At 55.1% G+C, this 22,044-nt stretch carries 24 protein-coding genes; all 24 read right to left on the bottom strand.

The features are described from left to right. Positions 1–9: 9 nt before the first annotated feature. The 24 genes from QN378_RS20150 to QN378_RS20035 all read right to left on the bottom strand — a co-directional run bounded on the left by QN378_RS20150 (position 10) and on the right by QN378_RS20035 (position 22,029). Positions 10–3,063 carry an ATP-binding protein gene (locus QN378_RS20150; protein ID WP_322207022.1) on the bottom strand — a complete coding sequence of 1,018 codons (3,054 nt, stop codon included), beginning with the start codon at positions 3,061–3,063 and terminating at the stop codon, positions 10–12. Further along, positions 3,038–3,697, bottom strand: a complete 660-nt coding sequence (locus QN378_RS20145; RefSeq protein ID WP_322207023.1) for a conjugal transfer protein TraT — start codon at positions 3,695–3,697, stop codon at positions 3,038–3,040. The genes QN378_RS20150 and QN378_RS20145 overlap by 26 nt, the downstream gene beginning before the upstream one ends. Positions 3,698–3,748: 51 nt before the next feature. Beyond that, positions 3,749–4,135 (bottom strand): DUF6750 family protein, encoded by a 387-nt coding sequence (locus QN378_RS20140; protein ID WP_322207024.1) that lies wholly within the window; start codon positions 4,133–4,135, stop codon positions 3,749–3,751. A 73-nt stretch (positions 4,136–4,208) separates the two neighbouring features. Next, a complete protein-coding gene (traQ, locus tag QN378_RS20135) occupies positions 4,209–4,757 on the bottom strand; it encodes a conjugal transfer protein TraQ (protein ID WP_322207025.1) in 549 nt (182 codons plus the stop codon). 8 nt (positions 4,758–4,765) lie between these two features. Further along, positions 4,766–5,470, bottom strand: coding sequence for a conjugal transfer protein TraP (gene traP, locus QN378_RS20130; protein ID WP_323551051.1), 705 nt, complete (start codon positions 5,468–5,470; stop codon positions 4,766–4,768). Further along, complete coding sequence (gene traO / locus QN378_RS20125; protein ID WP_323551052.1) at positions 5,470–6,828, bottom strand: conjugal transfer protein TraO; 1,359 nt, start codon at positions 6,826–6,828, stop codon at positions 5,470–5,472. The genes traP and traO overlap by 1 nt, the downstream gene beginning before the upstream one ends. Positions 6,829–6,830: 2 nt before the next feature. Further along, entirely contained in the window at positions 6,831–7,826 is a 996-nt protein-coding gene (locus tag QN378_RS20120; RefSeq protein WP_322207028.1) for a DotH/IcmK family type IV secretion protein, read from the bottom strand. Positions 7,827–7,908: 82 nt separating this feature from the next. After that, positions 7,909–8,310: a hypothetical protein gene (locus QN378_RS20115; RefSeq protein WP_323551053.1), complete on the bottom strand. Its 402-nt coding sequence runs from the start codon at positions 8,308–8,310 to the stop codon at positions 7,909–7,911. Between the two features lie 14 nt (positions 8,311–8,324). Beyond that, positions 8,325–9,035, bottom strand: coding sequence for a DotI/IcmL/TraM family protein (locus QN378_RS20110; RefSeq protein ID WP_322207030.1), 711 nt, complete (start codon positions 9,033–9,035; stop codon positions 8,325–8,327). Positions 9,036–9,050: 15 nt separating this feature from the next. Beyond that, positions 9,051–9,398: a conjugal transfer protein gene (locus QN378_RS20105; protein WP_322207031.1), complete on the bottom strand. Its 348-nt coding sequence runs from the start codon at positions 9,396–9,398 to the stop codon at positions 9,051–9,053. Positions 9,399–9,423: 25 nt separating this feature from the next. Continuing rightward, the gene (locus QN378_RS20100; RefSeq protein WP_323551054.1) at positions 9,424–12,927 is read right to left on the bottom strand and encodes an LPD7 domain-containing protein; all 3,504 of its coding nucleotides are present in this window, start codon (positions 12,925–12,927) and stop codon (positions 9,424–9,426) included. A 3-nt stretch (positions 12,928–12,930) separates the two neighbouring features. Continuing rightward, complete coding sequence (icmT, locus tag QN378_RS20095) at positions 12,931–13,218, bottom strand: IcmT/TraK family protein (protein WP_322207033.1); 288 nt, start codon at positions 13,216–13,218, stop codon at positions 12,931–12,933. Continuing rightward, positions 13,199–13,444 carry a hypothetical protein gene (locus QN378_RS20090; RefSeq protein WP_322207034.1) on the bottom strand — a complete coding sequence of 82 codons (246 nt, stop codon included), beginning with the start codon at positions 13,442–13,444 and terminating at the stop codon, positions 13,199–13,201. Before QN378_RS20090 ends, icmT begins: the two co-directional genes overlap by 20 nt. 54 nt (positions 13,445–13,498) lie before the next feature. Next, positions 13,499–14,005: a phospholipase D family protein gene (locus QN378_RS20085; RefSeq protein ID WP_323551056.1), complete on the bottom strand. Its 507-nt coding sequence runs from the start codon at positions 14,003–14,005 to the stop codon at positions 13,499–13,501. Between the two features lie 50 nt (positions 14,006–14,055). Beyond that, positions 14,056–15,228 (bottom strand): plasmid transfer ATPase TraJ, encoded by a 1,173-nt coding sequence (traJ, locus tag QN378_RS20080; protein ID WP_323553309.1) that lies wholly within the window; start codon positions 15,226–15,228, stop codon positions 14,056–14,058. Beyond that, on the bottom strand, positions 15,225–16,028 hold the full coding sequence (locus tag QN378_RS20075) for a type IV secretion system DotC family protein (RefSeq protein ID WP_322207036.1): 804 nt from the start codon (positions 16,026–16,028) through the stop codon (positions 15,225–15,227). Before QN378_RS20075 ends, traJ begins: the two co-directional genes overlap by 4 nt. Further along, the gene (locus QN378_RS20070; protein WP_322207037.1) at positions 16,025–16,483 is read right to left on the bottom strand and encodes a DotD/TraH family lipoprotein; all 459 of its coding nucleotides are present in this window, start codon (positions 16,481–16,483) and stop codon (positions 16,025–16,027) included. Before QN378_RS20070 ends, QN378_RS20075 begins: the two co-directional genes overlap by 4 nt. A gap of 36 nt (positions 16,484–16,519) precedes the next feature. Next, positions 16,520–17,011: a lytic transglycosylase domain-containing protein gene (locus QN378_RS20065; protein WP_322207038.1), complete on the bottom strand. Its 492-nt coding sequence runs from the start codon at positions 17,009–17,011 to the stop codon at positions 16,520–16,522. Between the two features lie 76 nt (positions 17,012–17,087). Further along, on the bottom strand, positions 17,088–17,612 hold the full coding sequence (locus QN378_RS20060; protein ID WP_323567445.1) for a Soluble lytic murein transglycosylase: 525 nt from the start codon (positions 17,610–17,612) through the stop codon (positions 17,088–17,090). Then, complete coding sequence (gene pilM, locus QN378_RS20055; protein WP_323551081.1) at positions 17,609–18,046, bottom strand: type IV pilus biogenesis protein PilM; 438 nt, start codon at positions 18,044–18,046, stop codon at positions 17,609–17,611. The genes QN378_RS20060 and pilM overlap by 4 nt, the downstream gene beginning before the upstream one ends. A 13-nt stretch (positions 18,047–18,059) precedes the next feature. Further along, positions 18,060–19,454: a shufflon system plasmid conjugative transfer pilus tip adhesin PilV gene (gene pilV, locus QN378_RS20050; protein ID WP_323551080.1), complete on the bottom strand. Its 1,395-nt coding sequence runs from the start codon at positions 19,452–19,454 to the stop codon at positions 18,060–18,062. Next, positions 19,441–20,382, bottom strand: a complete 942-nt coding sequence (locus tag QN378_RS20045) for an ATPase, T2SS/T4P/T4SS family (protein WP_323551079.1) — start codon at positions 20,380–20,382, stop codon at positions 19,441–19,443. Before QN378_RS20045 ends, pilV begins: the two co-directional genes overlap by 14 nt. A gap of 10 nt (positions 20,383–20,392) precedes the next feature. Then, positions 20,393–20,917, bottom strand: coding sequence for a type 4 pilus major pilin (locus tag QN378_RS20040; protein ID WP_322207043.1), 525 nt, complete (start codon positions 20,915–20,917; stop codon positions 20,393–20,395). A gap of 20 nt (positions 20,918–20,937) precedes the next feature. Next, entirely contained in the window at positions 20,938–22,029 is a 1,092-nt protein-coding gene (locus tag QN378_RS20035) for a type II secretion system F family protein (RefSeq protein WP_322207095.1), read from the bottom strand. Positions 22,030–22,044 lie beyond the last annotated feature (15 nt).

The raw sequence follows: 22,044 nt of genomic DNA, 5'->3' as shown, positions 1-22,044 counted from the left end.
CAAATCCTCTCAAAGGTTATAGCCGCGTCGAGCAATCAGCTCGTTGGCCAGCGTGCGCGTAACGTTACTGGTGTCAGTCTCTCCCGCCTGTTTCTGACGCAGCGCTATCAGCTTTTCCGCCGTGCCTTGTGGAAAAGCCTCAGCAAGCATTGATCGAGCTGTTGCGCCTCCAACTTCCGCATACAACAGCCTGCGCAAAGCACTGTCCGCCGGCGAGGAGTTCAATGCCCATAACTCCAGTGGGCCCAAAGCATTTTTAAGAATGCGGGCCATAGTCCCACCGCCCTTAACTCGAAATACGCCTAAGAACGGTACGCCGCTGCCATCTGCGGCAGGCCCTGAGCCAGTTCGCTGAAAGTTACGGATGGTGACTTTCGGTACCTTGAAGTGCTCAATGAGAAAAGGCTCGTCCTTGGGATCGACTTCCATCATGAACAAGGAGTTGGCCGACTGTAGAATGGCGGCAGGGAAGTCACGCACATACTGCGAAGAAAGCACGGTGCGTACGCCAAACTTACGTTGCTCCCTATCCTGAGTTTCCAGCATCGGGAAAATAAAAGGCACCTTGGCGGCATTGTGCAGTTCATCGTAGACCTTGGTTTTGACCTCTTGGTCCAGTTGCTCCAGCCGTCCTAGATGCAACGCGTGATAAAGCGGATTGACCGCCGCTATTAACTCATCCTTGTACTGCGGCAACGCGAAGTCTCCTCCGGCTACTTGGCCTGCAAACAGGAACATGATCCCCGTTTTCAGGTGTCCAGACTTGCTGTCATCGCCCATTACGTTGTTCAAGTCGATAGCAATGACGCGGGTGTTTGGACTGATCACAAACTGTGTCCGGCCAGCCAACATCTTGTATTCCGAACAGGCATCCGTCATGCAGCGGCTCAGGTAGCTCAGCAGCTTCTCGGAACTATCGTCACGCTGCACGTTGCCAAACGCGCTCTGAATATCCGCATGGTTCAAAAAACTGGTCATGTCGGCCAGCTCAGGGACCGCCTGAAACTGTGCGCGCTGCGCTTCCTGCACACTGCCTGCTTTAAACAGAAGATCCCTTACCTCATACCATGTTGCACCTGCCCACCAATCGGCGGGGTGGAGCTCAAACAACCCATGTTTCTCTAGGGCTGCATCCACCTCAGGTATGACTTCAGGCGTCCAAGCCCTTGGACTGGTCTCGGCATTGGCGGTAAAGGCCATGCTGATAACGCGATCCAGGATTTGCCGCGTATCACGCGCATTCGGTGGCTCCCCCGTGGTCGGGTCGATACACGTCGCGGTGAGAATGCTGATAATCCAGTTACGTTCAGGAGCGATCGGGAAAAAAGCACCCAGTTGAACATCAAACAGGTTGCGGCAATGCTTCGTACTGTTTTGCAACACGATGCCCACCACTTCATCCTTGCGTTCAGGCGGCAGGCTATCGCGTAGCAGTGCTACTTGCCCTTGCATCGAGAATCCCTTGTCCACTCCCGCAATAAAGGGCAGTTGCTGTTGCGCGCTGGCCACCTGCACGTTACCTAGTGCGTTTAGCAACACCGACTTACCGAGCCCCGGAGAGCCGCAGATGACGTTAGTCAGTTTGTTCTGCTTACTACTTGCCAGGCCGACGGGGTACAGCTTGCCGTCCAAGGTTGGGAATAACGCGTTGCCGTCATCTTCCCAAGCCGATGCCGGTCGGGTGAGTGGCAGCAGGTTCAGCGCCTGGGACAGTGGCGGGTATAGCAGGTGCGGCCCACTTCCCTTGCTGGAGGCGACCAACGTGGATGCCCACGCCTTGATCGGATCTCCGAAAGTCTGTGTCACCTCACAGATGCCCCACGATTGGAAAGCCTGAGTAAGCAGTGTCAGATTGCGCGTCACAGCCTCAGGGCTGTCGCCCCAGGTGGACGCCATTATCGTCATGACGCACACAGGTTGCTCTTGCTCCACCCGCGTTAAGGACTCGATGGAGTTCCATACCGGCCTCAGCGCCGGGACAAACGCCATGAAATCCAAGGTTCCCTTCTTGACGCGAAGAGAGGCCATACCACCCGGCATTACGTCCATCCGTACACGCCAAGGAATGTGCCTTGGGACCAGCGCTTTAAGGCGTGCAAAGGTCTGTGGGGCCTGAGGCCCCAGCGATACCGATAGCGAACCGTGCCACATGCCGTTAACGCACAGCTTGTTGCCGTGGGTTTGCACGTCTTGGTTCATGAGTTGAAAATTCAACCAAGGCGCCAAAAATGGGGTGTGATCCGATCCGTCACGCACGCCATGCGGGGTGATTACGTCGTCAGGCAGCAACGGCTGCCAAGTGTCACTGGTGCCCAGACGATCTACCTGTGCGCGCAGGGCTTGGCCAGCTGCGTGAGCGTCCAATCGTTGCAGTAATACGCCTTGGCCGTTATCGCGCAACGCGCTTTCAACGCCGCTTAAAAACGCGTCGTGGCGGATCTTCAATCCTGTCATTTCGGCCAACACCGGGTTTTGGCCAAACCTTGCATTGGGGCTTTGATTGATTAACGTCGCAAGCCGTTTGTTTTCATCGACCAACTCATGAGCCGAGAGCGCGTTTCTGCCGGTGTAGCACACCAGGTAGCAACGCTCTCTCGACACCCAAGGCGCAAGCTTAGTGACGTGTTCATCCAGAATCTCTGTGAGGTCAATGCCGGTGCGCTTAACCGATCGGTATTGTGGAGCCAACAGGCGCTTAACCTCTTCGTGTCCCCGCTCAGGATCGTCCTCAAACACCAAACTGAGTTTGTTTCCGTACCGACGATAATTTGCGGTCAGGGCCTGAGTCATGCGCAAAATTCGGCCAGCCCAAGAGTAAGGCTCATCGGTACCGGCAGTCTCGTCGGTGTCACAGAAACTACCAGCGATGGCGTAGACCGTGCAGTAATCACCGTCATCGTTGACCATGATGTACGGCGCGGTCAGTTCCGGATGCCGTACCCGATCGTCATTAGTCAGACGCACCACGGTCTGCAGGTCACAGTAGTCTGGCAAGTCTTGCGACACGGCGAAACGTGAGGCCGCTGTAATCAAGTCCTCAACCCAGCGTATTAGTTTCGGCATACAAGTCACTCCGCGTATAGGTGCCCCAGCTTCGAGGGGTTAGCGCCGCCTCTACCGTTTTTCCGGCGGGCAGCAGCAAAGAGAGGTCGTCAAAAACATCAACAGGCAAAATGAGCGCGCAACCCGCCAGTCGGGTCTGCAGTTTCAAGCGCTTATGAGGAGCGAGCCGTTTCAGGGCTGCGGCAAACTCGCCGGCTCTCGCGGTCCCCCAAGCTGTTTCCACCTCGCGGGAATGGAGCAACAGCCAACGCCAAACGCGTTGGCCCTCCCGACGTTGCGTAGGCGTACCGCCCAGCATTGCGAAATGTGCCCGACGCTGCAGGTGATGCACGTCGGCCATCGCCATTCCCGGCAAAAAGGCAAGGCGACCGTGGGCAGCCGTTGGGCTATCTAGGTGGCCGGCTAGGTAACAGAGCGTGCAGACCGCGTGCAGGTCAGGTGATGCCGCCCGGGCGCCTTCCCACAACTTGCTCGTTCTCAGCCCACAACAGGCGCACCGGTCACCCACAGCCACCACAGGCGCCGGTGTTTGAGTGTCACCGCTGATGTCGAGCATCAGAGCAACAAGGGGCGCCTGCTCACGACGTGTGGAGGACGGCGAATCACCCACAACCTGTGTTGAATACATTTCCATAAGCATCCCCAGCCCCTGTGATAACAGCCGTTATCACAGGGGACATCTTCGTTAGCCCACGGTAACGGGCGACAGGCCTACTTGCGTTTGAGCACGCTTGATCATCTCAGGCACCGCGATCAGGCATGCCCCGAATGCAATGGAACCGATGATGTGGGAGGTTTTCACCTGCGGATTATCTTTCTTCGTCTTGGCCGCAATCAGGCCGCCGATCACAAAAATAACTCCGGCGAATTGAGCAACGAGCAGCGCGGACTTCATACCTGACGTAGCACCATTTGCCACCGCAGTACCCATGGCCGCTATGTCTCCATCGGCAAAAGCAGCCACTGGACTGCTTGCCAATACCACCGCTAACCAGTTGATGAACCGGTGGCTCAACTGCTCTTTGAACAAAGTTACGCGCACACAAACCCACAGCTGCATGTCTTTAAGCATGGCTAATTCCTTAAATTTTCAGATTGATATCACGATTGAAAGTGCGCATATGCGCGTTAAAAACCCGACCCGCTTATTGCATGCCGAGAGATTTTTGGAGGGCGTCCAAGAGATAAGGATTGCAGACGCAAAACACTCCCAGAACGAACTTTAGCGTACCGGTGGATACATCCTGGCTGGCAGAAAGCCCGGTGTGACCGTCCTTGAGGGAACGCCGCCAAGTCAGCATGCCCTGCAGAGCAAAAAACACACCCAACATCCTCACCAAGGTCAGCACCGCATTGGCTGCATCAGCTGCTACCCCAAAAGTGCCCACGTCCACATAGCTAATGGCGTCAAACGTGGCACCTTGCCAACCAAGCTGCCGAGCACCTGCCTGGATCATCTGGTCCAGACCGGCTAATCCACCGCAGAGCAGTATCCACGCAATCACTTTGCCGCTGCCCTGTGACTGTCCAGGAGCTTTTCGTGACGTACTGGCATGGTGAACCAGGTAAGTCACTGCACCTACGACAGCAAATAAGGTACCCAGTGTGAATCCGAGTTTGACAAACACACTGTTCAGATTGCCGGACAGGTTGACAAGCATTTGGATCGCGTCATTTCCGCTAGGCATAGCCATGGCTCACCTCACTTGAGAATGCCGGAACTGGTGCGCACCTGACGGTTGTTGGCATCGATGCCGGTCACGGTCACCGCCCCTAAGCGGTCGCCGACTTGCACAGCCCACGTTTTTTCCTGCCAGTACACCCATGCCATATTCAATTGCACTGCACTTAGGTGCATTTCCGCCAACGGCGAACTTGGCGCGACAGCAGCGGGTTGTGCACGTCTGTGTGCGGTCACTGGCGTCGACCCCTTGGACGACAATTGAGCCGATAACAAGCTGTTCTGCGCTTGGAGCTCCAGCACTTGCTGTTGCACTACGGCCAACTGCGCACCCAGCGCTTTGGTGGTCTGCACCAGGCGCTCGATGGCGGTACGATTAGCCTCGGCAAAACTGCGAACACCGCCGACCATCACCGCCACTTGATCCTGCACCTGAGACAACCCGGGAGAATCATTGACGGACGCCGAGGCCTTATACTCGCTGGATACCGGCTGTAGATTACTGCCCTCATTAAAAGCCAGCTGATTAACCGTCGGCGTGTTTGTGCCTTCCGGCGCAAACAAATACCAGCCCGCTACCACTACAGCCAGCACAGCTGCCACCAGCCAGGGCAATGACAGGCCCAGGAAAAAAGGATGGCTAAGCCAACCGAATCGAGTCCCTAGGATCAACGGCGGCGGAGCTGCCGATATGGGCTCGGCGCCAGGAAGACTAAACTCACTCATCACTTATTCTCCTGCAGCTGTCGCTGCTCCTCGATGCGTGCTTGAGTTTGTGCACGCCATTGATCTTGAGTAGTGGGTTGGATCAGTGCCACCCTCGATGCTTGCACCGGAACAGACTGTCTAATCGCCTCTCCACCCTGGCCCGGAGCGATCGCATCGCCTGAGTACACCCCGCGCATGAACTGAATAGCCACCACCTGCCCCTTGGTTATCGTGACCTGCTCTGCCGGGATGCGCGCAGCATCTTCGCTAAGCACTTTGGATGCTTGGCTCGCGGTACCTCCAGCAATCGCACCCACTACTGCGGTTCCATCCGGTAATCCAGGACGTACGGTCTGAGTGGTAAAACCGTTGCTCACCACTTGAGTGTTGGCCTGGGAGTACATCTGGCCCACGCCACCAATTCCACTGAGCAACGCCGGCACGACGATCCGGGACATATAACGGTGGTTAACATCGGTCGCTACGTTCGCGAGCAGGGTGTCGTCTTTGAGCGCGTAGGCATCCACTTTGTAGTTAATGCCATTGAGCGCCATCTCAGAAAAGTGAATCACTACACCTTCACCAGCAAGCTTCGCTCCGTCAGTAGCCTTGAGTACTGCACCGGCATAAGGCCCGGTTGGAAGTTTGCCCAGGACCGGTGTGGTGCTGTTGTCCGAATCAACTCCAATATCAATGGTCCCCGGACCACGCCAGTAAGGCGGAATCACTTCCACCGGTGCACCCACCATTGAAGCGGTCCGAGCATTTGCAGTGCTTATAGAAGCTTGTACCCGTGCTCCACCGGGTAAAGTTTCACTCCATTTTTGGTAATCACTTCCTGCCTTACCTCCCTCACCCCCGAGGCCGCTTCCGCTTCCCAACACCTGGGCAACTTGTAAACCTTCTAAGTGCTCTTTGGCCTCTGCGGGCGGTTTGATTCGTTTGAGCAAATCGTCCAACGCTTTCTGACGCCTCTCGTCCTCCTTACCGGTATTCGCTGACGCCTGGCTCTGGTCAGTGCGGCTTTGTCTCGCAGTTGACTGCGTGGGTGCAGTCGGTTTTGCGGTTGAAACCGGCAGTACCACAGGCTCCTGTTCCATCGGGATACTGGCGATAAAACTGCTGTTTTGGAGCTGCGCTGCGTTCCCGCCCTGCTGGTTGTATTTCTTAAGCAGCTCCCGATACTCCGGCGTTTCTTTACTACTGCCGTGAGAGCCGGCAGTAACTCGATTGATGTCGAGCTGTGATTTTTCTGGTGGAGCGGCAGAGAGCCAGCTCCACAAAAAATAGGCTCCACCGGCGATCGCTACGACTACACCGATCACCAATGTAATGGTGAGCTTGATGTCTCGTCCTGCATCATTTTTGTTTGCCATAACTACTCCAGAGCCACGTTAAGCGCTGCTGTGCGGCCCATCACCGAGAACGACACATAGGGCGTGAGCGGTAGTTTCCACAGATGCGTTCCATCCGCCGACGATAGGGTGGCTTCAAACTCGTCACGGATATCGGCTCGCGATCTGACATAAAGGTCATCCCCCAATTGCCAAACAGTTGTGTCCGGGACACCGCCCGTGATTTTGAGTTGCCGCGCCTCTTTAGGGGGTACTCCGTCCAGGAATGCCTGAAGAGTTCGGTCATGTAGGCCAATACGCGTCTCTGGAGCAGAGCCAGACAGAGCTGCGGGTCCACGTCTGGGTACCCGCATATCCAGACGACTATCAACGGTCCAGGTTTTGGCCGGGGTATCAGATTCACCACTGGTAACGTTCAGCACGATTGGCACTGAAAGCCCGTCGAGATAAACCGTGATGTTGCCGCTCATAAATGGCTTGCTAGCAGACACAACCAGTACGGGGCTATTAGGCACCCAATAAACGACAATCGCTGGATTGCCACTAAGTGGCGCCGCGCCAAGCTTCCATGGCGCGCCGGTACTGTCGATGAAGCTCAGCGAACTGGGATAGTTCACGGCCGTGCGCACCAACGGCAAGCTAGCACCAGGTGCTAGATCAACCGTAATTGCGCTGATCCTTGGCACGATCGCCGTTTGCGGTGACGCGATAGCCTGATCTATTTCTGTGGCCTGGCCCATCAATTGTCGAACCTGCTTAGGCGACAGTGGGGATATGGCGTCTTGGGCCTGGCTGTAGAGCGGTGACGGCGGCGGTAAAGGGTCGTTGCCTGAGGCCACTTGAGCGTTGGCCGGTACCGACGATGACGGCGCGGAGATGACAGAGCCAGATGCTCCGCCGGCCGACGCCCATCCTGTTGGATCAGCAACGTGAGCAGTCTGTGAACTGGTATTCCCGTCAGCCGCCCAGGCGTAACCGCCTGCGGCCAACCATATGGCCAGCGCAATGTGCGTTTTCATAATGTTTCCTTAATACATCGAGAGCCAAGCGTGCGCTTGGATTAAGGCAGGATTGTTCTAGCGTGTGCTGGGCAGCTCAGTTTTAGATGAGGCCGTTGTCGAGGCAGTCTTGTTTCCAGCCTTCGGCTAACTCCCATTCGATTTCAGCGTAGGTGTCTGCAAGATCTTGCATGTATTGCTCATGCCTCAGACCACTCTCCAGATCCAGCCGCTTTTTCTCTTGGTTTGGAGCCGCTTCACAACACTGCTCGTACGCTAGGGCGTAATGCTCGGCCAACTGCGGGATATCGCGCAGCAGTAACGGTGCATTCGCACCATAGTGATGCCAGTCAACGAAGTCATAATATGCAAGCTGGTCCACAGCGTCGTATGCAGCTTGAGCGGCGGCCTCTGCCTCTTTTTCAAAACCACCAATACCATTGAGACAGATCACACCCATCCAGAGTAAACGAGCAGCCAGTGCTGCTTCGAATGCAAGATTCATAGCTGGTATCCGCCTCAGTTAGCGTTGCTGGTGATCACCTGCATAACCTCAAGTCCCTTGTGTTTCACGCGCACGTCAGTTTGCTGAATGCGTTGAGTGAAGATGAAACGCTGGGGTGGGCTGCTGGACTGCTGGCCTTCTAGTTTTAAGGTTACAGGGTACTGAAACTCCCAAGTGAAGATGCCGCCCGGAGCCCCCCTGCTGCGGATCACACCAGGTCCTACCTCTACCGAGAGATTCATGCGCTGATCCCTTACGGCTGCCAACACATTGGAAGTTGTCAACGCCTTGTAGTAGTCCGGATAACCCATTTCTGAATAGTCCTCGCTCACTGCAGTCATCTGGTTTCGATAGTGCACAAAGTCCAACGTGAAGCTGTTGCGAATCGTGTCGGCTCCAAACGCAGCTACGTCACTCTGCGAGAACCCCGGCTTATCCAAGGGAAATGCTGGAATCACGCGGCCATTCTCAGTGGTGAAGTATTTCACCGGTGCATGGGCCACCTGCCAGCCCAAGTAAATGTTCAAGCCGATGGACAACGCCAGACCAACACCTACCCAGAGCAGTACGATTAGGCAGCGATGCGCGAATGCGGCCCCCAGCTCTCGGTGACGCTGACCTGCCATGGCATGTTCGAAAGCTGCAGCATCGTCTGTCTGCCTAGCTACGCGTTCGTCCCCTGCAGGAGTTTCATCCACGAGGCTGTTCACATCGGGTGTCTGCATTTCATTGCTCCTCAATTACTGATACTTCTGCCAAGGATCGATGCTGCTGGGGATGTTGCTATTGATTTGGTTCACTGCGGCTTGGCACACCTTGTCCGCGACCTGATTCATGATGTCTTGCAGACTTGGAAACGACGGCAAGCTAATGCTCGTGGTGCGAATACGCGACAGGCAGGCCTGGAGTTGGTCTGACACTGTGCGTTCGCGGTCAGCCCATGAATCGGCCGCCAATTTGGCTTGGGCATATCCAGCCTGACTGCCCTGTGTTGCCGCTTGGCCGGAGCGGCAGGTCGTTGCATTTACTACAACCGGCAAGCAGCACAAAACCGTCAGCAGTGCGCCGCACATGCTTTTCTTCAACATGCTGAGTTCCTTTGCTGTTAGCGCTTTACGCCGGGCGGGGATCGCTTGGCAGTGCTGAGGGTGCCGCCGCCGGTGCGGACTTTGGGAGCGTATTGTCATCACTCCAGCGTTCATCAAACCCGAGACGCGCATGCAGTGCCGGCGGTACTTCAGCGGGCTTATCAAGCTTGCCGATACGCACCGCAGTGTCGCCATCCAGTTTGAACGCAATGTTTTCGCGTGAGACAGCGACTCCGCCTGAGCGGTTAATGGCATTGCCGCTGCCAATCGGAACTAGACCCGCAGCTGTAAGCACGTTAAACACCATCGCCGGTGCGTCTTGACTACCTGGAAGGCTCACCAGCACATGCTGAAATTGCCCATCTTGACGCACTACACCTTGCAAATAAGGACCATCACCACGCACCAGGAGCATGTCAAGGTGGCCATCCTCAGACCAACTGCTCATCACAGGCTGCCCTGCTGCTTTGTTGTCGACGCCTGGACGTGGTGCCGACAGCGCATCACCAGTTTTGGAGCTTCCTTGCCCGTCCGGGGTCAACCAAAACAGACCATCTTTTGGCGTCGAAGGCAGCGGGATATCCAATCGCGTCCGGGCCATCAACGCTTGCTGAACCTGACCAAAGCGCTGAACGTCGTAAGCCGCCAGTTTCACACCGTCATCTTGCCCGGTGCGGACCGATGTACCACCCATCACCGTCAACGACCATTGGTTGCGGTGCGCATTTTTTTCATCAAAACGCATGGTGACGCCTTGATCATCCTTGATGGGCACGCGAACCACGACTGGCTCTTTGCCTAGCCACTGCAAGGTGACCACCTTGCCAGGCTGAACACGCGTTTCGCGTAGCAAACCTGCTAATTCCTTGCCCCAGTATGTCTGCTGGCCCGTTTTGGTACGCAGCTTGATGTATGTACTGTCGGTATTGCCATCTTCAAAGCGGAATGGCGCGCTCCCAAATGCAATCACCTTGCCGGTAACGCCCTGCTGTGCAGCTTGATGGTTCTGATGGACTTCAGGTGAGATGGTTTTCGTGAAGCCATTCCCCGGGGAAGGCTGCTCGTCGCTCGAAGCAGGCTGTTCATTCGAGGATGCCTGAGTCACTTTTTTTTCGGCCGACTGGCGAGCATCTGATTGCGGAATCTCGCCAATGTCCATTACCGGGTTGGCTACTGGCGCGGGAGCTGCTGCAGGTTTGCTCACGGTAGTTGCTGCGTCCGCCGGGGAGTCCGCCGGCTCCGCAGACGGTTGATGCGATGCGCCGTATGCCGGCGGCGGCTCCCCGTTGATAGAATCCCTTTCCACGGTCGTGTCTTGCAAAGCTTTGCGAGCCTCTACCAGCTGCATTTGCTGAGCAGGATTTTTCATCGTCACATTGAGCTGATGCTGGGCAATCAAACCGATCGCCTTTCTTTGAAACGCATCGCTACCAGTCAGCTCGATCCGTCCCCGGTAATACTCTGAAGCAGTCAGCAGCGCTGCCAGCACCTTCTCATCATTTTGGCTGGCACCATCGACCATTTCTAGGCGCATGCCCCGATCGATGAACGCCGGCTCGCCATCGAGCTTGTAAAGCACCGTCTTGTCGCTTTGCAATTCACTGGTGAGCCGCGACAGAAGTGCATCTTTGTCGATTTGACTAACTTTTGGCTGTGCCTCTTCATTCCGTGGTCGAGGTGGACCTACCCAGATCGAATCGCCGCCGGTCTGTGCCACCGGCTGCGCTTCGTCACTGCCAGCCTGCACCAGGCGCGGCGTTATCACCGGTACTTCTGCCGGCATGGTTCCGGCTACGTCAGTAGCCAAAACGGGCTTCACATCCGGCAACGGGGTAGCACCGAGGTCAATCGTCTCGACTTGCATTTCCGGCTGCGCCACAGGCAGCGGAATGTTGTCGAGGTCAATGAGTTCACCAGCCAGTGCGGACCGAGCCTGGTCCGCAGGGATATCCGACAATTGCTCATCGGTCCATCCTTGGCTTTGCAACATGTTGCGCTCGTCGGGAGTGAGTTCAGTACCTAACTCAACAGTCAACTGTGTGGCCAACGGGGCTTTTACAGCTACGTCGGAAGCTTCCTTGAGCAATTCGGGCTCGGATTTCGGCGAAGGTTCAGAGGTAAGCGTCTCTGACGATTGCGGTTCCGCTGCCTCTACCAGGCCTGCTGCTAATCCCATTAGCGGAGCTTGAGAATCCACGGCAGCGGTTGCTGTGGATGCTTCGTCGAGTTGCGGTTGCATGGGGGTTTTTGGCGTGCGGGGGCTACGGGGCTTTTTAGCGGCCGGTGCCGGTGCCGTGACCTCACCGGGAATGGTCGGAGTTTCGGAAGGTAGATATGGCGACATGCCTGAATCTTCAGGTGTGCGATCGTCCTGCATGGTGTAACCCTCATTTATCTGATTGAGTACCGGCACGACGTGACTGCGCACCGCGTCAAGGCCTCGTGATTGGTGAAGATCGTTGTAATCAGTCAGCCCCCGGGCTTTTTCTTCATCGGTAAAATCGGGGTATAGGACTTGGCCACCGACTTGCTCAGCAGCCAACGTGGCCATCATTAGCCCCTTGTTCTCCGCTTTGGCGTGGTCAAAGTCCGCCAGAAACAGGTGAGTGCTGTCGGGAAATTGCTCATGCAGCACTTTGGCTACGGCCACCATGTTTCCGGCATCGATAGTCATCACAACTGGATGCCCTATGGCCAAATTCAGGCTCCGGGCAGTGGCATACCCTTCGGCGTACAACAACGGTTGATCTGCCGTCAGCGCCCCCCCGACCACCAGGAAGTGCCCTTGTTTGGGCGCATCCTTGAAGAGGAACTTTTCCCCGTCGGGTGAGATGTATTGCAGAGTTCTGAACTCACCGGAGGCATTAAAAAACGGCACCACCAGGGCGCCGTTTTTTGTTTGGCGGAGGTCGGGCGTAGGAGGTATTCCCTTGCGCACCATATACGGATGCGCAGGATCGGCCGCAGGCAATCGATCGTAGAGATTCTTCGCTGCAAGCGTTTGTTTAACGTAGGTCTCTTCGCGCAAACGCCCCGCTTCTTCCTGAGCCTGACGAGCTCCGGCGCGGATATGCAACTGGGTGATCGGGTCAGCTTCACCCCCCGTTGCTTTCCAGTTGGTAACGGATTTTTCCGTTTCGGCTCGGTGGTAGTTGATAAACCAGCCGCCTGGCCGGCGATCAAGATAGCCACGGTATACACCGCTTTTTTTCCCGTTTTTGTCCTCGACAGTCGCCACCCGTTGACGCTGGCCATCCATCACCGGCATCCCTTTGATCACCAAGCCCTCTTGGGTCAAGGCATCGAGGAATTCAGCCTCCGCGTCCCCCCCACCGGCGCGGCGGCTGCTGTCCGGCCACCAGTCCCGCAAGCGCTCTAGATCAGAACCGGGCCGCGCAAAAAACAGTTTTGCTTCTTCATCCCATTTGAGCGCCGATTGGCCATTTGCCAAGTCCCCGGCGCGCTCTCTGGCGACTTCGCGCTCCTCATACGGCACTGCTAACCAAAACGGATGTTCTGATGTTTTCATGGATCAATCCCCCTCGGTAAAGCGCCGATACCACCATGGCCGACCGGATAGCTGTTTTCCGCGTGCCAAATACACTAGGCGGGTGACCAGTACCTTGAGCGTCCAGCCGAAAAACGACAGCACGCGAAAACCGCCGATAATTGCCGTGATGACATAGATCGTGTTCAGGGATGGAAATCGAAACCAGAACAGGTACAAAAGAAACAGCGGTGCCGGGACGCCATAAACGCTCAAAGGTCGGGAGGCATTGCGCCAAAAGCCGATCGGCTCGTTATCTGAGCTGTCGTTCATTTCGATCTCCCAGCAGTTGACTGCTCCGTGATGCCTGAGCAAGTTGCGGGAATTCAAGCTCAAGCGCTTTGTTACCCTTGGCAATGAGCGCCGCCACCGCCGTCTCTATGTTCCCCCGCACTGCCCCGGCAGAAACGAAGTGCATTGCCCACGCTTCACCCGGTGTGCTTTGCGCTATCAAGGACTCAATGTCCCGATAGGCTTTCTCATCCGACTCGTCTCGCATGCTGGTCTCCCTCAAGTCGCCGTCAGGCGCATGAATGTGGTGAATATGAGCAGCCTAGTAGGTCGACTGGTAGGGTTTGCCCTGATCCCAGCGCGATTTCCAATGCTGCAGATAGACGCTGGCCACCTCAGGAAACCCCCACATCACCAGCGCGTTTTCGCTGTTTGATTTGGCCGCTGCGGTGGAATAGTTGAAGGATCCTGTCTCAACATTTTGACCATCGCTGATGATCACTTTGTCGTGCTGGATCTTGTATGCCGCGTCAGTGCGCAGTGGTATGCCCGCATTCGCGATTACGTTCATCGCCGCGCGGCTGCCTTTGCCTTCGTTGCCGTGCGCATCGAGCACAATCTGAACATCGACCCCGCGCTCTTTGGCGGCAATGAGGGCCTTGACTACCTTGGGCGAGGTAAAGCTGTAGCCCATTAGCCTGATCTGCTGTTGCGCGGCCTGGATGACGTTGACCACCAGGACTTCAGCGCCTCCTTCTGGCGAAAAACCTACCTGCACCTGTGCCGCCTGTGCCGCCGGCGCCACGTTTAGCAGCACAGCCCAGAACATCAGCCCACCGCCAAAGTTTTTAGGTGGTTTCAAAAGCATATTCATTACCTTCACGAGCTTTTCTCCTGTTCCAGTTCTCGCAACTGATACGTCGTCATGGCTGAAGCCAGTTCGCGTCGGTCAATGCGGTTCTCTTGGTAAAGCCGCCAAGCCTGGTCAGCGATGCGGCGTCTTTCCATACGGATGATGCTGTCAATGTGTTGGCCCCACTGTACGTAGGGCATGCCCGCCAGCTTCGTGCGTAGCGGATCGTCGAAGATGATGTATTCCCGCGCTGCCTGACGCTGGCCGTCGGTGGTCCGCAAGAGCTTTTGCACCACGATGTACTGCAGCACGCCAAGCAAGTCGCGAGCAGTTGCTTCACGCATTTCAGCCGGTACCAAAGTCAGACAGCGAGGAATCGCCTCACCTGGCGAATGAATGTGCACGGTTGTAAGGTTGAAGTGCCCCAGCTGGCCCGCGAGAATCCCGGCAGACAAGGTGTCTAAGTCACGCATTTCACCCACGCCGATAATCGATGGCGCACGGCGCAAGGCCGCTCGGATGCCATCGCCATAGGTGGCCACATCACGCCCGATCTGCAGCTGCGTCGGCTCCAAAATGTCACCGGTGCGACCAAAGATGTATTCGATCGGATCTTCGATCGTGGTGATCTTGCGGTCAGGGTCATGATCCAGGCAGTAGCGGTAGGTCGATGCAAGCAGAGTGCTTTTTCCCGAGCCTGTTATCCCTCCGATCAGGCCTATGCCGTTGGACGGTAACAGGGCCTCGAACAGATCATTTTCAAGGCCCATCTTCGTCAATTCGGGAATTAGCGATGGAATGATCCGCATCGTCAGGGCGAGCGTTGTATCCAGCCGGCCAGCAGTTGCCTGAACGAAGTTGCACCGAAAACGCAACCGCTCTCCCCGCTCCAGACCGTAACGCTGGTTAATATCGCCATCGAGCTGCAGCGCCCGATCCACAGGACGCCCGCCTCGCACCGTAGCGCGAACCTCGGGGTTGAAAATTTCGTCCACCAATTTTGACAATATGTCATCTGCCAAAACGAACCGACTGGCCTTTCGAAGCCGCCCGTGATGACCAACAACAAGGTGGTTACCACCCTGGATATGGATATCGCTGACGTTTTGTCGGGCGCACCACACGAAAAAGTCGCGCAACGTGAGGCTGTTCAACCCGCCTTCAAATGGGAAGGGTTCAAAAATCGCGGTGTCTGTCATGGCTGCGCTCTGCGTATGACCGGACGCCACTGGGTTTTGTCGGGGATAAAACCGGCATTCTCCTTCAGTGTGCGAACGCGATCGCCGGTGGTAAGTTTCTGACGGTCGCCCGTTACTGTTTGCTGTTGGTCGGTGACAACAGGCTTGGTCATCAGGCCTTCGCGCAGGACAAAGGAGTACAACAACATGCCCGTATAATCGCGCTTGAGACGGTTAAAATTGGCTTCAAGCGTATGGTCCGCGCTTATCCGCCCTTCATCCCAACCCTGCCGAATCGCGGCTTGCCACAGGCCCTTTTGCACGACATTTTCTGGCAGCACTGAAGACTCCGGCCCATCTGTCGGCATGGTGGCTAACCCAGCCAGAAGCCAACTGCGCCAGGACGGTGGATTACTGACAAACCGTTCTGGGGCAATGATTTCGTAAACGTGGGAGGCTAGGTGAATCTGCCCCGGAGTGATGTGAGCCACGTCAACTGCCTCATCAACCACCGGCGGTAGCCACCCTTCGGAGCTGATCAACGTCCGAAAGTCGTACATCAGCTCAAGGCGACCAAAGCGCTTTTCGAGCGCCTGTCGCAATTCCCATGCGCGCTGGGCTTTACCTCCGCGAAAACCCACTGTGCGCCCAGCTTCTTCAAGTAGCTGCCTGCGCGTGTCCGACACATCGGCCGATGCTGGTCGTGTCGTACTCAGGTAGCTGTCCAGCGCCGGCGGCGCATCCGATGGCGTAGATGAAGGCGTCTGTACACATCCCATCAGGCCCTGAATTAAGACAAGCGTCAGGAGTGATTTTTTCACTGACGCCCCCCTGCCGTTGGTTGTGGCTGCGCAAACACCAACGCCAATTCACCCGGCCACTCATGCAACGTGGCGCGCCAGGCGGTCTGCATTTCGATCAGGTGCAACAGATTTTCATAGGTAACGGCACTGGCATGCACATTGACGGGCAACGGAAGACGCACACCGGCCCAGGTGAAGCGCACATCTCGTTGACGGGCCAAATGCGACAGCAGTTCAACTGCATCAGCGCTCCACGTCACTGACACCAGGTCACCGTCGAAATGGATAGCATCCGCCGGCAGCGGTGACTGGGTATTCATCACCCCTTCTTGCCACAACACTTGCTGCTGCGCGATCACCCGGATTAACGCAGGATCAGGCGTAGCGGGTTGTACCGGGGCTTTTTCGTAAAAAGCCTGGCAGCCGGCCAGCAGCAAGGCCACCGCAGGCGCAGCGAAAATAAAGAGCTTCATCGATGGTCTCCTGACACCCTGGACAGGGCGCAGCTATTAACGGATTGCGAGGTTGGCCGGAGTAGGGCCAAGCGCTTTCAGGCGGTTGTAAATCGTGCGAATTTCTTGCGCGTAGCGCAGACGCTTTTTCTCTTGAACAGCTGAAGGGTGGAAACCTGCGTTGTAAGAGCCCAGACAACGCCACGTGTTGCCACAAACTCGCAGATGGCGGGCCAACACCCAAGCCCCGGCCTGAACGTTAAAACATGCGTCGGCTAACAGGTCTGCGGGACGGCGAATCAGCCCCATGCGAATCAAGTGGTTGGCGTTATCGGTATTAATTTGCATCACGCCGTAATCAGTGCTGAGCAATTTGCCGCTCGCGTCGACGTTACGGTTCACCGCGTGCTGCTGCAGTTTACTTTCATGGATCCCAATCGCTTCCAGCAGTATCGGGTCAACCTTGTAACGCTGACCGGCCTCCTGAAAACAGAAAGCCGAAGCAGGAAGTGGCATTAACAAAACCAGGTAGAACCAAACTGACCTCATGGTTGGTCTCCACTACATTGCGGTGATTTGTACGCCTTAGTGATCGATCTGGCGTCGACGGCATTACGCCAACTGACTAGTTCAGGCCAATTACTTGGCGGTATTTTTGGCTGAAAATTTCACGATAAACTCGGGCAGGTTCGCCTCCGGCTGGCCGGTGATAACACCCAGCGGCCCTCACCCAATCGCCCTCCTTATCGAAGCATTTTCGTAACTCGATTGCGGCGGTGGCCAGATTGTCACTCGGTGACAACGCATCGCAGGGATGGACATAGTGCTGTGAGCCGATCCAACCCCAATTCTGCTGCGTCAGCCCTATATCCACCCCGTATTTGCCGTACTGCCGTAAACCTTCCATGACCGCGCCACAGGCCTCAGCGCGCGTCGCAAAATAACTGCCCTTCCCCTTAATGTTTAAGGTCCAGGGCCAAGGGTAATAGCCGATTCTTATTTTGAAATTGCTCTCTACTTTAGCCACGGCATATAAAACAGCAGGGGGAACACCCTGAGGTAGTGCCGCGATTTGATAGGCCGGAGGAGGTATTTCAGCGGTCGCGTTAGCGCTGGCGACAACGGAGAGTAGAAGCATGATCTTTCTCATTGGATAAGCACCACCGATCCGAGAGGGATCTGAGCTGGCAGCACAATTCCCGAGTTGGCTATATTTGGAGCCAGTAGGACACCGTTCTGATTGGTTCCTACATTTATTGATCCGGTCTGATGTGCCAATTCGCCGGCAAGACCAGGTAACGAACCTACATAAAATGAATAACTAGTGCCGCCTGAAATGTAGTTACTCAAGTTCGGTGACTTAATGTACCAGCTGGGAAAGCTTAGCAACGCATCAGGAACGCGGCCCACAAATGCAGGGTTAGAATATGAATATTTTGCAACAGCGTTTCGATACACCAACATACTTTCTGAAGCCACCGTAACGTCTGTGACAGAAGCATTTCTGTCTTGGATAGCTTGTTCAGAGTTAAACATGAAAGTAATAGATAACGTTACTAGTATCAAAACCCACAGAAGAGGCATCGCGGCACCATAGTTAAAGCAGGAATGCAAACACTGAAAAAACACCCCCCGTACACGAATAAGGGTATGACTGGATGGAATAAGCTGTGTTTGCAGGAACACCGAAGGATATATAACCACTCTTAGACCAATCTGGGTTCGCGTCCGAGGTACCCGCCACGGATGAACCGTTTACATAAGCGACCAAGCTAAACTCATTCACCCCGCTGCTGCCGCCGTTAGGACCGCAGGTATAATCTACGCCACCGGAGACCTGAACAATAGCGGCTTGGGAGCCAGTCGTGAGTGTCACAGCTCCTACGAAGTTACCGATGTATTGGTAGGTTCCACTAACCCCGCCACCGCGCCATATACCATCTTTACAAGATAGGGCTAAGCCATGTACATCCCGACCAATAAGGCCATTAGATGCACACCCGCCACCAAGGCTAGCGATACCGTTGATCTGCAGATATTCGCCTACCGTTGTACGGCCTACAGATGCAAGCGTTCCAGCCTGCACCTGTCCACCGGTATAAATATTCTTGTCTGCATAGGCCCTGAGCCATGTTGGATCGGACATATACCAGCCACCGCCCCATTTTTGGCTGTACCACCCTGTATCACCCGTTGTTCTAAACCAACCGCCCGTAGTCGTTTCACCTGTTGTGTTTGTGGTGGTGGCATTTTCCACATTGGTATTAACCGTGGTTGCGTTAAGCGTCGTGGTGTTGGTGGCATTTACCCCGTTTAGGTTATTACCGTTGACGTTGATTGAGGTGTTCATGGTGTTGACTTCAGGATGACCTGCTACCGCATTGCGATAGAGGTAATCGTTGACCAGTGTGCCGTCTTGAAGAAAAAGTGCACTCGCGTTGTGTCCCACACCTGGGTTCATCCCATAGTTGCTAAGCGCGATCTGCCAACCTCCGCGCACGCCCTGAACGATGCTGGTATTAGTGGTGGGAATGAACCCGCCCGCCCCTCCTAGGTTCTCCGCGATTTCCCGGGTGCCTATCTCATCGATCGTTTCACCACCAGTGGTGAGGACAATCGATTCGAGTTGATTAGCTGCAGGACTACGAGCAAGTACCAAAAATCTTTGCCCGAATGCATTTGTGTCACCAAAACCGCCAGGCAGGTAGTTGGTATTACGAAGCATCGTTGTAGTAATTTGGGCAGGGACAGTGGGGGTTGCCACTGCTACGACGGCGCTGAAATTGTCCTTGAGGTACTTGGCTGCAGCATTGGCGACAGTTTGGTGCTGCTGTGCCGCAATCTGGTAATTTTGCGAGTCCTGATATCTTGCCAGCATATTAGCGCCAATCGTACACAACGTAACAAAAGCGATGATGGCGAACATGAACTCGATGGCGATAAATCCGCCTTGCTTTTTGAGCAATTGAAATTGCGCCTTAGATACTTCCATAAATATTCCTCTTTGATTGATTCTCCACGTCTTGGTCAACTTGTTGTACGTTACCCGTTCGTATTTTCTGGCGAATACCAGGACCGTCTTCACCCGAGAACAGTAGGCTCTTGACCTTGAGAGTTGATCTGCCGCGCCCTTTGTCTAATGTCTGGAAAATAACAGCCAGTAACCCCTGAGCAAGAATCTCCCGGGCATTACTGATTTCTGGCTGAGCGAGTGCAGCTATATACTCAATAGCCTGTGAGGGCGACCCCGAGTGCGAAGTTGTAATGATGAAATGACCGTTAATTGAGGCGCGCACAACTAGGGCTGCGGTCCGTGAATCACGGATCTCTCCGACAAACAGCAAATCGGCGCGAGTTCGTAACGCACGGAGAAAAGCTTCCTCATACCCCCCTGTACGCCGGGAAACCTGCATTTGAATACAGCGTCCCTGCCCGTGGGGGCCGTTAAGGTTAGTTTCTCGTGGATCTTCCATAGCGAAGGCTATGCCACCACATGCCTCCAGCCTGGCCACCACCAGCGAAGCAGCGCTGGAGGTTTTACCGGCACCCATTTCCCCACAGAAGATAACCAAACCGCTAGAAACGTCATCCAACAGCGTGGCAACCAAACTGTCAGGGAAACCCAGTGAATCAAATTGCATGATCTTCGGTTTTGCTTTCGATATCGCAAAAACCTCTTTTCCCAGCGAGTCGACGATCTGTGTGACACGCAACACCACACCATCCTCGATCAGCGAAAACTCCGGATCCTGAAACTCGGCAAAGTGAGCAGAACATTGAGCTTTTAAACGAACGAGGTCGTCCGTCCATTCAGACGGTGCGTCGACCTTCTTAGTCGACGCACCGTTGAGCCCTTTCACATCGCTGAAGGTTTCGCCTAAGTAGAGGTCTACAAAATCTGCCTCAGTGATACGGCTCATGCAGGCTTCCTTAAAATACGGTCCAGGCTAGGGTATTGCTGGTGGAGTCGGTGCAACTAGCGGCTGCAGTTGCCGAGTCCACCTCTCCCGTAGTGCTCGATCCGCCATTGATAGAGCTGGTTACCTTCTGGCCACGACTGATTTTGGTTGCCAGGGTCATGCACGCATCTCCTGGTATGCCGTTCTCGGTGAGGATGAAAGTCATGCCACCCGAAGTGACTGTGACCGTTCCGTTCCAGGCGTTGTAGAGAGTGGTGCCGGAAACACTCATGTTTGGCAGGCCTTTACTGGTCTGGAGCTGCGTGACCAGGCTCGTACCTGAAGTACCGTATCCATTACTGCCTTTAAGCTTCCTCGTGTTGGCAATCAGTTGACCGATATTCGATTGTTCGTTACTTACATCGGAGCTGGAAAGCAGCGAACCGCCGTTATAGATGGCATAGCCGATGCCAATGGCGATTACGATCAAAACGAACAACATAGAAAGGTCGATAAAGCCGCGTTGACAGTGTTGACTGCGGGTTTTGCGTTGCATAGGAACTACCTCTTGATAGATTAGTGTTGAAGCGTGTTCGTGATGGCGGTCTGCATGCTGTAAGTCCCGATTAACACCAGGATCATCAGCACACCGATGGCCATGGACGAAAAAATCAGCAGGCTCTTGGAGTACCGCTCAACGTTCTTTAACGAATTTTCCAGCCAGCGATTACTAAACCGGTGAATGGCCTCTGAGAAGCCCTTGCGCGTGGCAAGTACGCAGAGAAACTGTACGGCTTGTTTATCCGGGAACTCATGACCGGCCAACTTCAATGCCATGCCGAAGTTTTTGCCCATCCGAACGCCATAGCGCGCAGCAGTCAGCCGCTCACGCAGCCAGGGCTTGGCGTTAAGCTCCAGGGCTTCCAGTGCATCGAGCTGATTTATGTTGGAGCGAAGCATCACAGCGATATTGAGAAGGAATGTCGAACCGTGCAGTGCCTTATAGATCGACCAGGGCGGCAGCCGCTCCAGACGCACCCGAATTGGGCCGCAGAAGTAAGGCAAAGTACCGATCGAAATCACAACGAACAGTACGAAACCAATCAGTGTCACCAAACCCCAGTTGTTTACGAATGTCGACATCGAATACAACAGAGAAGGAATGCCGGTCCAACCTTCAGGATCGGACCGGCGAGCCATCGCTGGCACCATCCTGGTGGCAATGATGTGCAGCAGATAAGCCATCAACGACCACAACAATGCCGGATAGAGCGAGGAGGTAAGGATCAGCGAGACAATCTTTTGCCGAGCCTCAATAGTGCGCACACAGTCAAAAAATGCTTGCTGCAATTCTCCTGACTTTTCGCCTGACGCGATGATCGCCACTTCTTGATAGGGCATCCAAGGCTGGCAGGCCCAACCCAATGACTTACCATTGCTGACGGTCGCGCTCATTGCGGAGCCCGCCAAGGCTATCGGGTGAAATGGCCGCTTACCCTCGTCGCTGTAGACATTACTGACTTCCAGCAACGCCTCTTGGAGAGGCACGCCATTTTCCAGAAGCGCCACCATGCTCTCGTAAAACTGGATGCGCTCCTTCCCACCAAATTGCTTGCTATACCAGCGATTAGCCAGTGCTGCGTATCCTTCGGTAAGTGCATCCCTGATCTGATGAAACGTCGA

Origin of the sequence: Pseudomonas sp. 10S5, assembly GCF_035019745.1 — a bacterium.
In the GTDB taxonomy this organism is placed as follows: domain Bacteria; phylum Pseudomonadota; class Gammaproteobacteria; order Pseudomonadales; family Pseudomonadaceae; genus Aquipseudomonas.
Note: the sequence above shows the minus strand (reverse complement) of the source record. Positions and strands in the feature narration are given on the sequence as shown.

What these genes read in the sequence shown, in the direction of transcription:
- QN378_RS20150 (WP_322207022.1), bottom strand. Translation starts at nt 3,063, where the DNA reads ATGCCGAAACTAATACGCTGGGTTGAGGACTTGATTACAGCGGCCTCA.
- QN378_RS20145 (WP_322207023.1), bottom strand. Translation starts at nt 3,697, where the DNA reads ATGGAAATGTATTCAACACAGGTTGTGGGTGATTCGCCGTCCTCCACA.
- QN378_RS20140 (WP_322207024.1), bottom strand. Translation starts at nt 4,135, where the DNA reads ATGCTTAAAGACATGCAGCTGTGGGTTTGTGTGCGCGTAACTTTGTTC.
- traQ (WP_322207025.1), bottom strand. Translation starts at nt 4,757, where the DNA reads ATGGCTATGCCTAGCGGAAATGACGCGATCCAAATGCTTGTCAACCTG.
- traP (WP_323551051.1), bottom strand. Translation starts at nt 5,470, where the DNA reads ATGAGTGAGTTTAGTCTTCCTGGCGCCGAGCCCATATCGGCAGCTCCG.
- traO (WP_323551052.1), bottom strand. Translation starts at nt 6,828, where the DNA reads ATGGCAAACAAAAATGATGCAGGACGAGACATCAAGCTCACCATTACA.
- QN378_RS20120 (WP_322207028.1), bottom strand. Translation starts at nt 7,826, where the DNA reads ATGAAAACGCACATTGCGCTGGCCATATGGTTGGCCGCAGGCGGTTAC.
- QN378_RS20115 (WP_323551053.1), bottom strand. Translation starts at nt 8,310, where the DNA reads ATGAATCTTGCATTCGAAGCAGCACTGGCTGCTCGTTTACTCTGGATG.
- QN378_RS20110 (WP_322207030.1), bottom strand. Translation starts at nt 9,035, where the DNA reads ATGCAGACACCCGATGTGAACAGCCTCGTGGATGAAACTCCTGCAGGG.
- QN378_RS20105 (WP_322207031.1), bottom strand. Translation starts at nt 9,398, where the DNA reads ATGTTGAAGAAAAGCATGTGCGGCGCACTGCTGACGGTTTTGTGCTGC.
- QN378_RS20100 (WP_323551054.1), bottom strand. Translation starts at nt 12,927, where the DNA reads ATGAAAACATCAGAACATCCGTTTTGGTTAGCAGTGCCGTATGAGGAG.
- icmT (WP_322207033.1), bottom strand. Translation starts at nt 13,218, where the DNA reads ATGAACGACAGCTCAGATAACGAGCCGATCGGCTTTTGGCGCAATGCC.
- QN378_RS20090 (WP_322207034.1), bottom strand. Translation starts at nt 13,444, where the DNA reads ATGCGAGACGAGTCGGATGAGAAAGCCTATCGGGACATTGAGTCCTTG.
- QN378_RS20085 (WP_323551056.1), bottom strand. Translation starts at nt 14,005, where the DNA reads ATGTTCTGGGCTGTGCTGCTAAACGTGGCGCCGGCGGCACAGGCGGCA.
- traJ (WP_323553309.1), bottom strand. Translation starts at nt 15,228, where the DNA reads ATGACAGACACCGCGATTTTTGAACCCTTCCCATTTGAAGGCGGGTTG.
- QN378_RS20070 (WP_322207037.1), bottom strand. Translation starts at nt 16,483, where the DNA reads ATGAAGCTCTTTATTTTCGCTGCGCCTGCGGTGGCCTTGCTGCTGGCC.
- QN378_RS20065 (WP_322207038.1), bottom strand. Translation starts at nt 17,011, where the DNA reads ATGAGGTCAGTTTGGTTCTACCTGGTTTTGTTAATGCCACTTCCTGCT.
- QN378_RS20060 (WP_323567445.1), bottom strand. Translation starts at nt 17,612, where the DNA reads ATGAGAAAGATCATGCTTCTACTCTCCGTTGTCGCCAGCGCTAACGCG.
- pilM (WP_323551081.1), bottom strand. Translation starts at nt 18,046, where the DNA reads ATGCCTCTTCTGTGGGTTTTGATACTAGTAACGTTATCTATTACTTTC.
- pilV (WP_323551080.1), bottom strand. Translation starts at nt 19,454, where the DNA reads ATGGAAGTATCTAAGGCGCAATTTCAATTGCTCAAAAAGCAAGGCGGA.
- QN378_RS20045 (WP_323551079.1), bottom strand. Translation starts at nt 20,382, where the DNA reads ATGAGCCGTATCACTGAGGCAGATTTTGTAGACCTCTACTTAGGCGAA.
- QN378_RS20040 (WP_322207043.1), bottom strand. Translation starts at nt 20,917, where the DNA reads ATGCAACGCAAAACCCGCAGTCAACACTGTCAACGCGGCTTTATCGAC.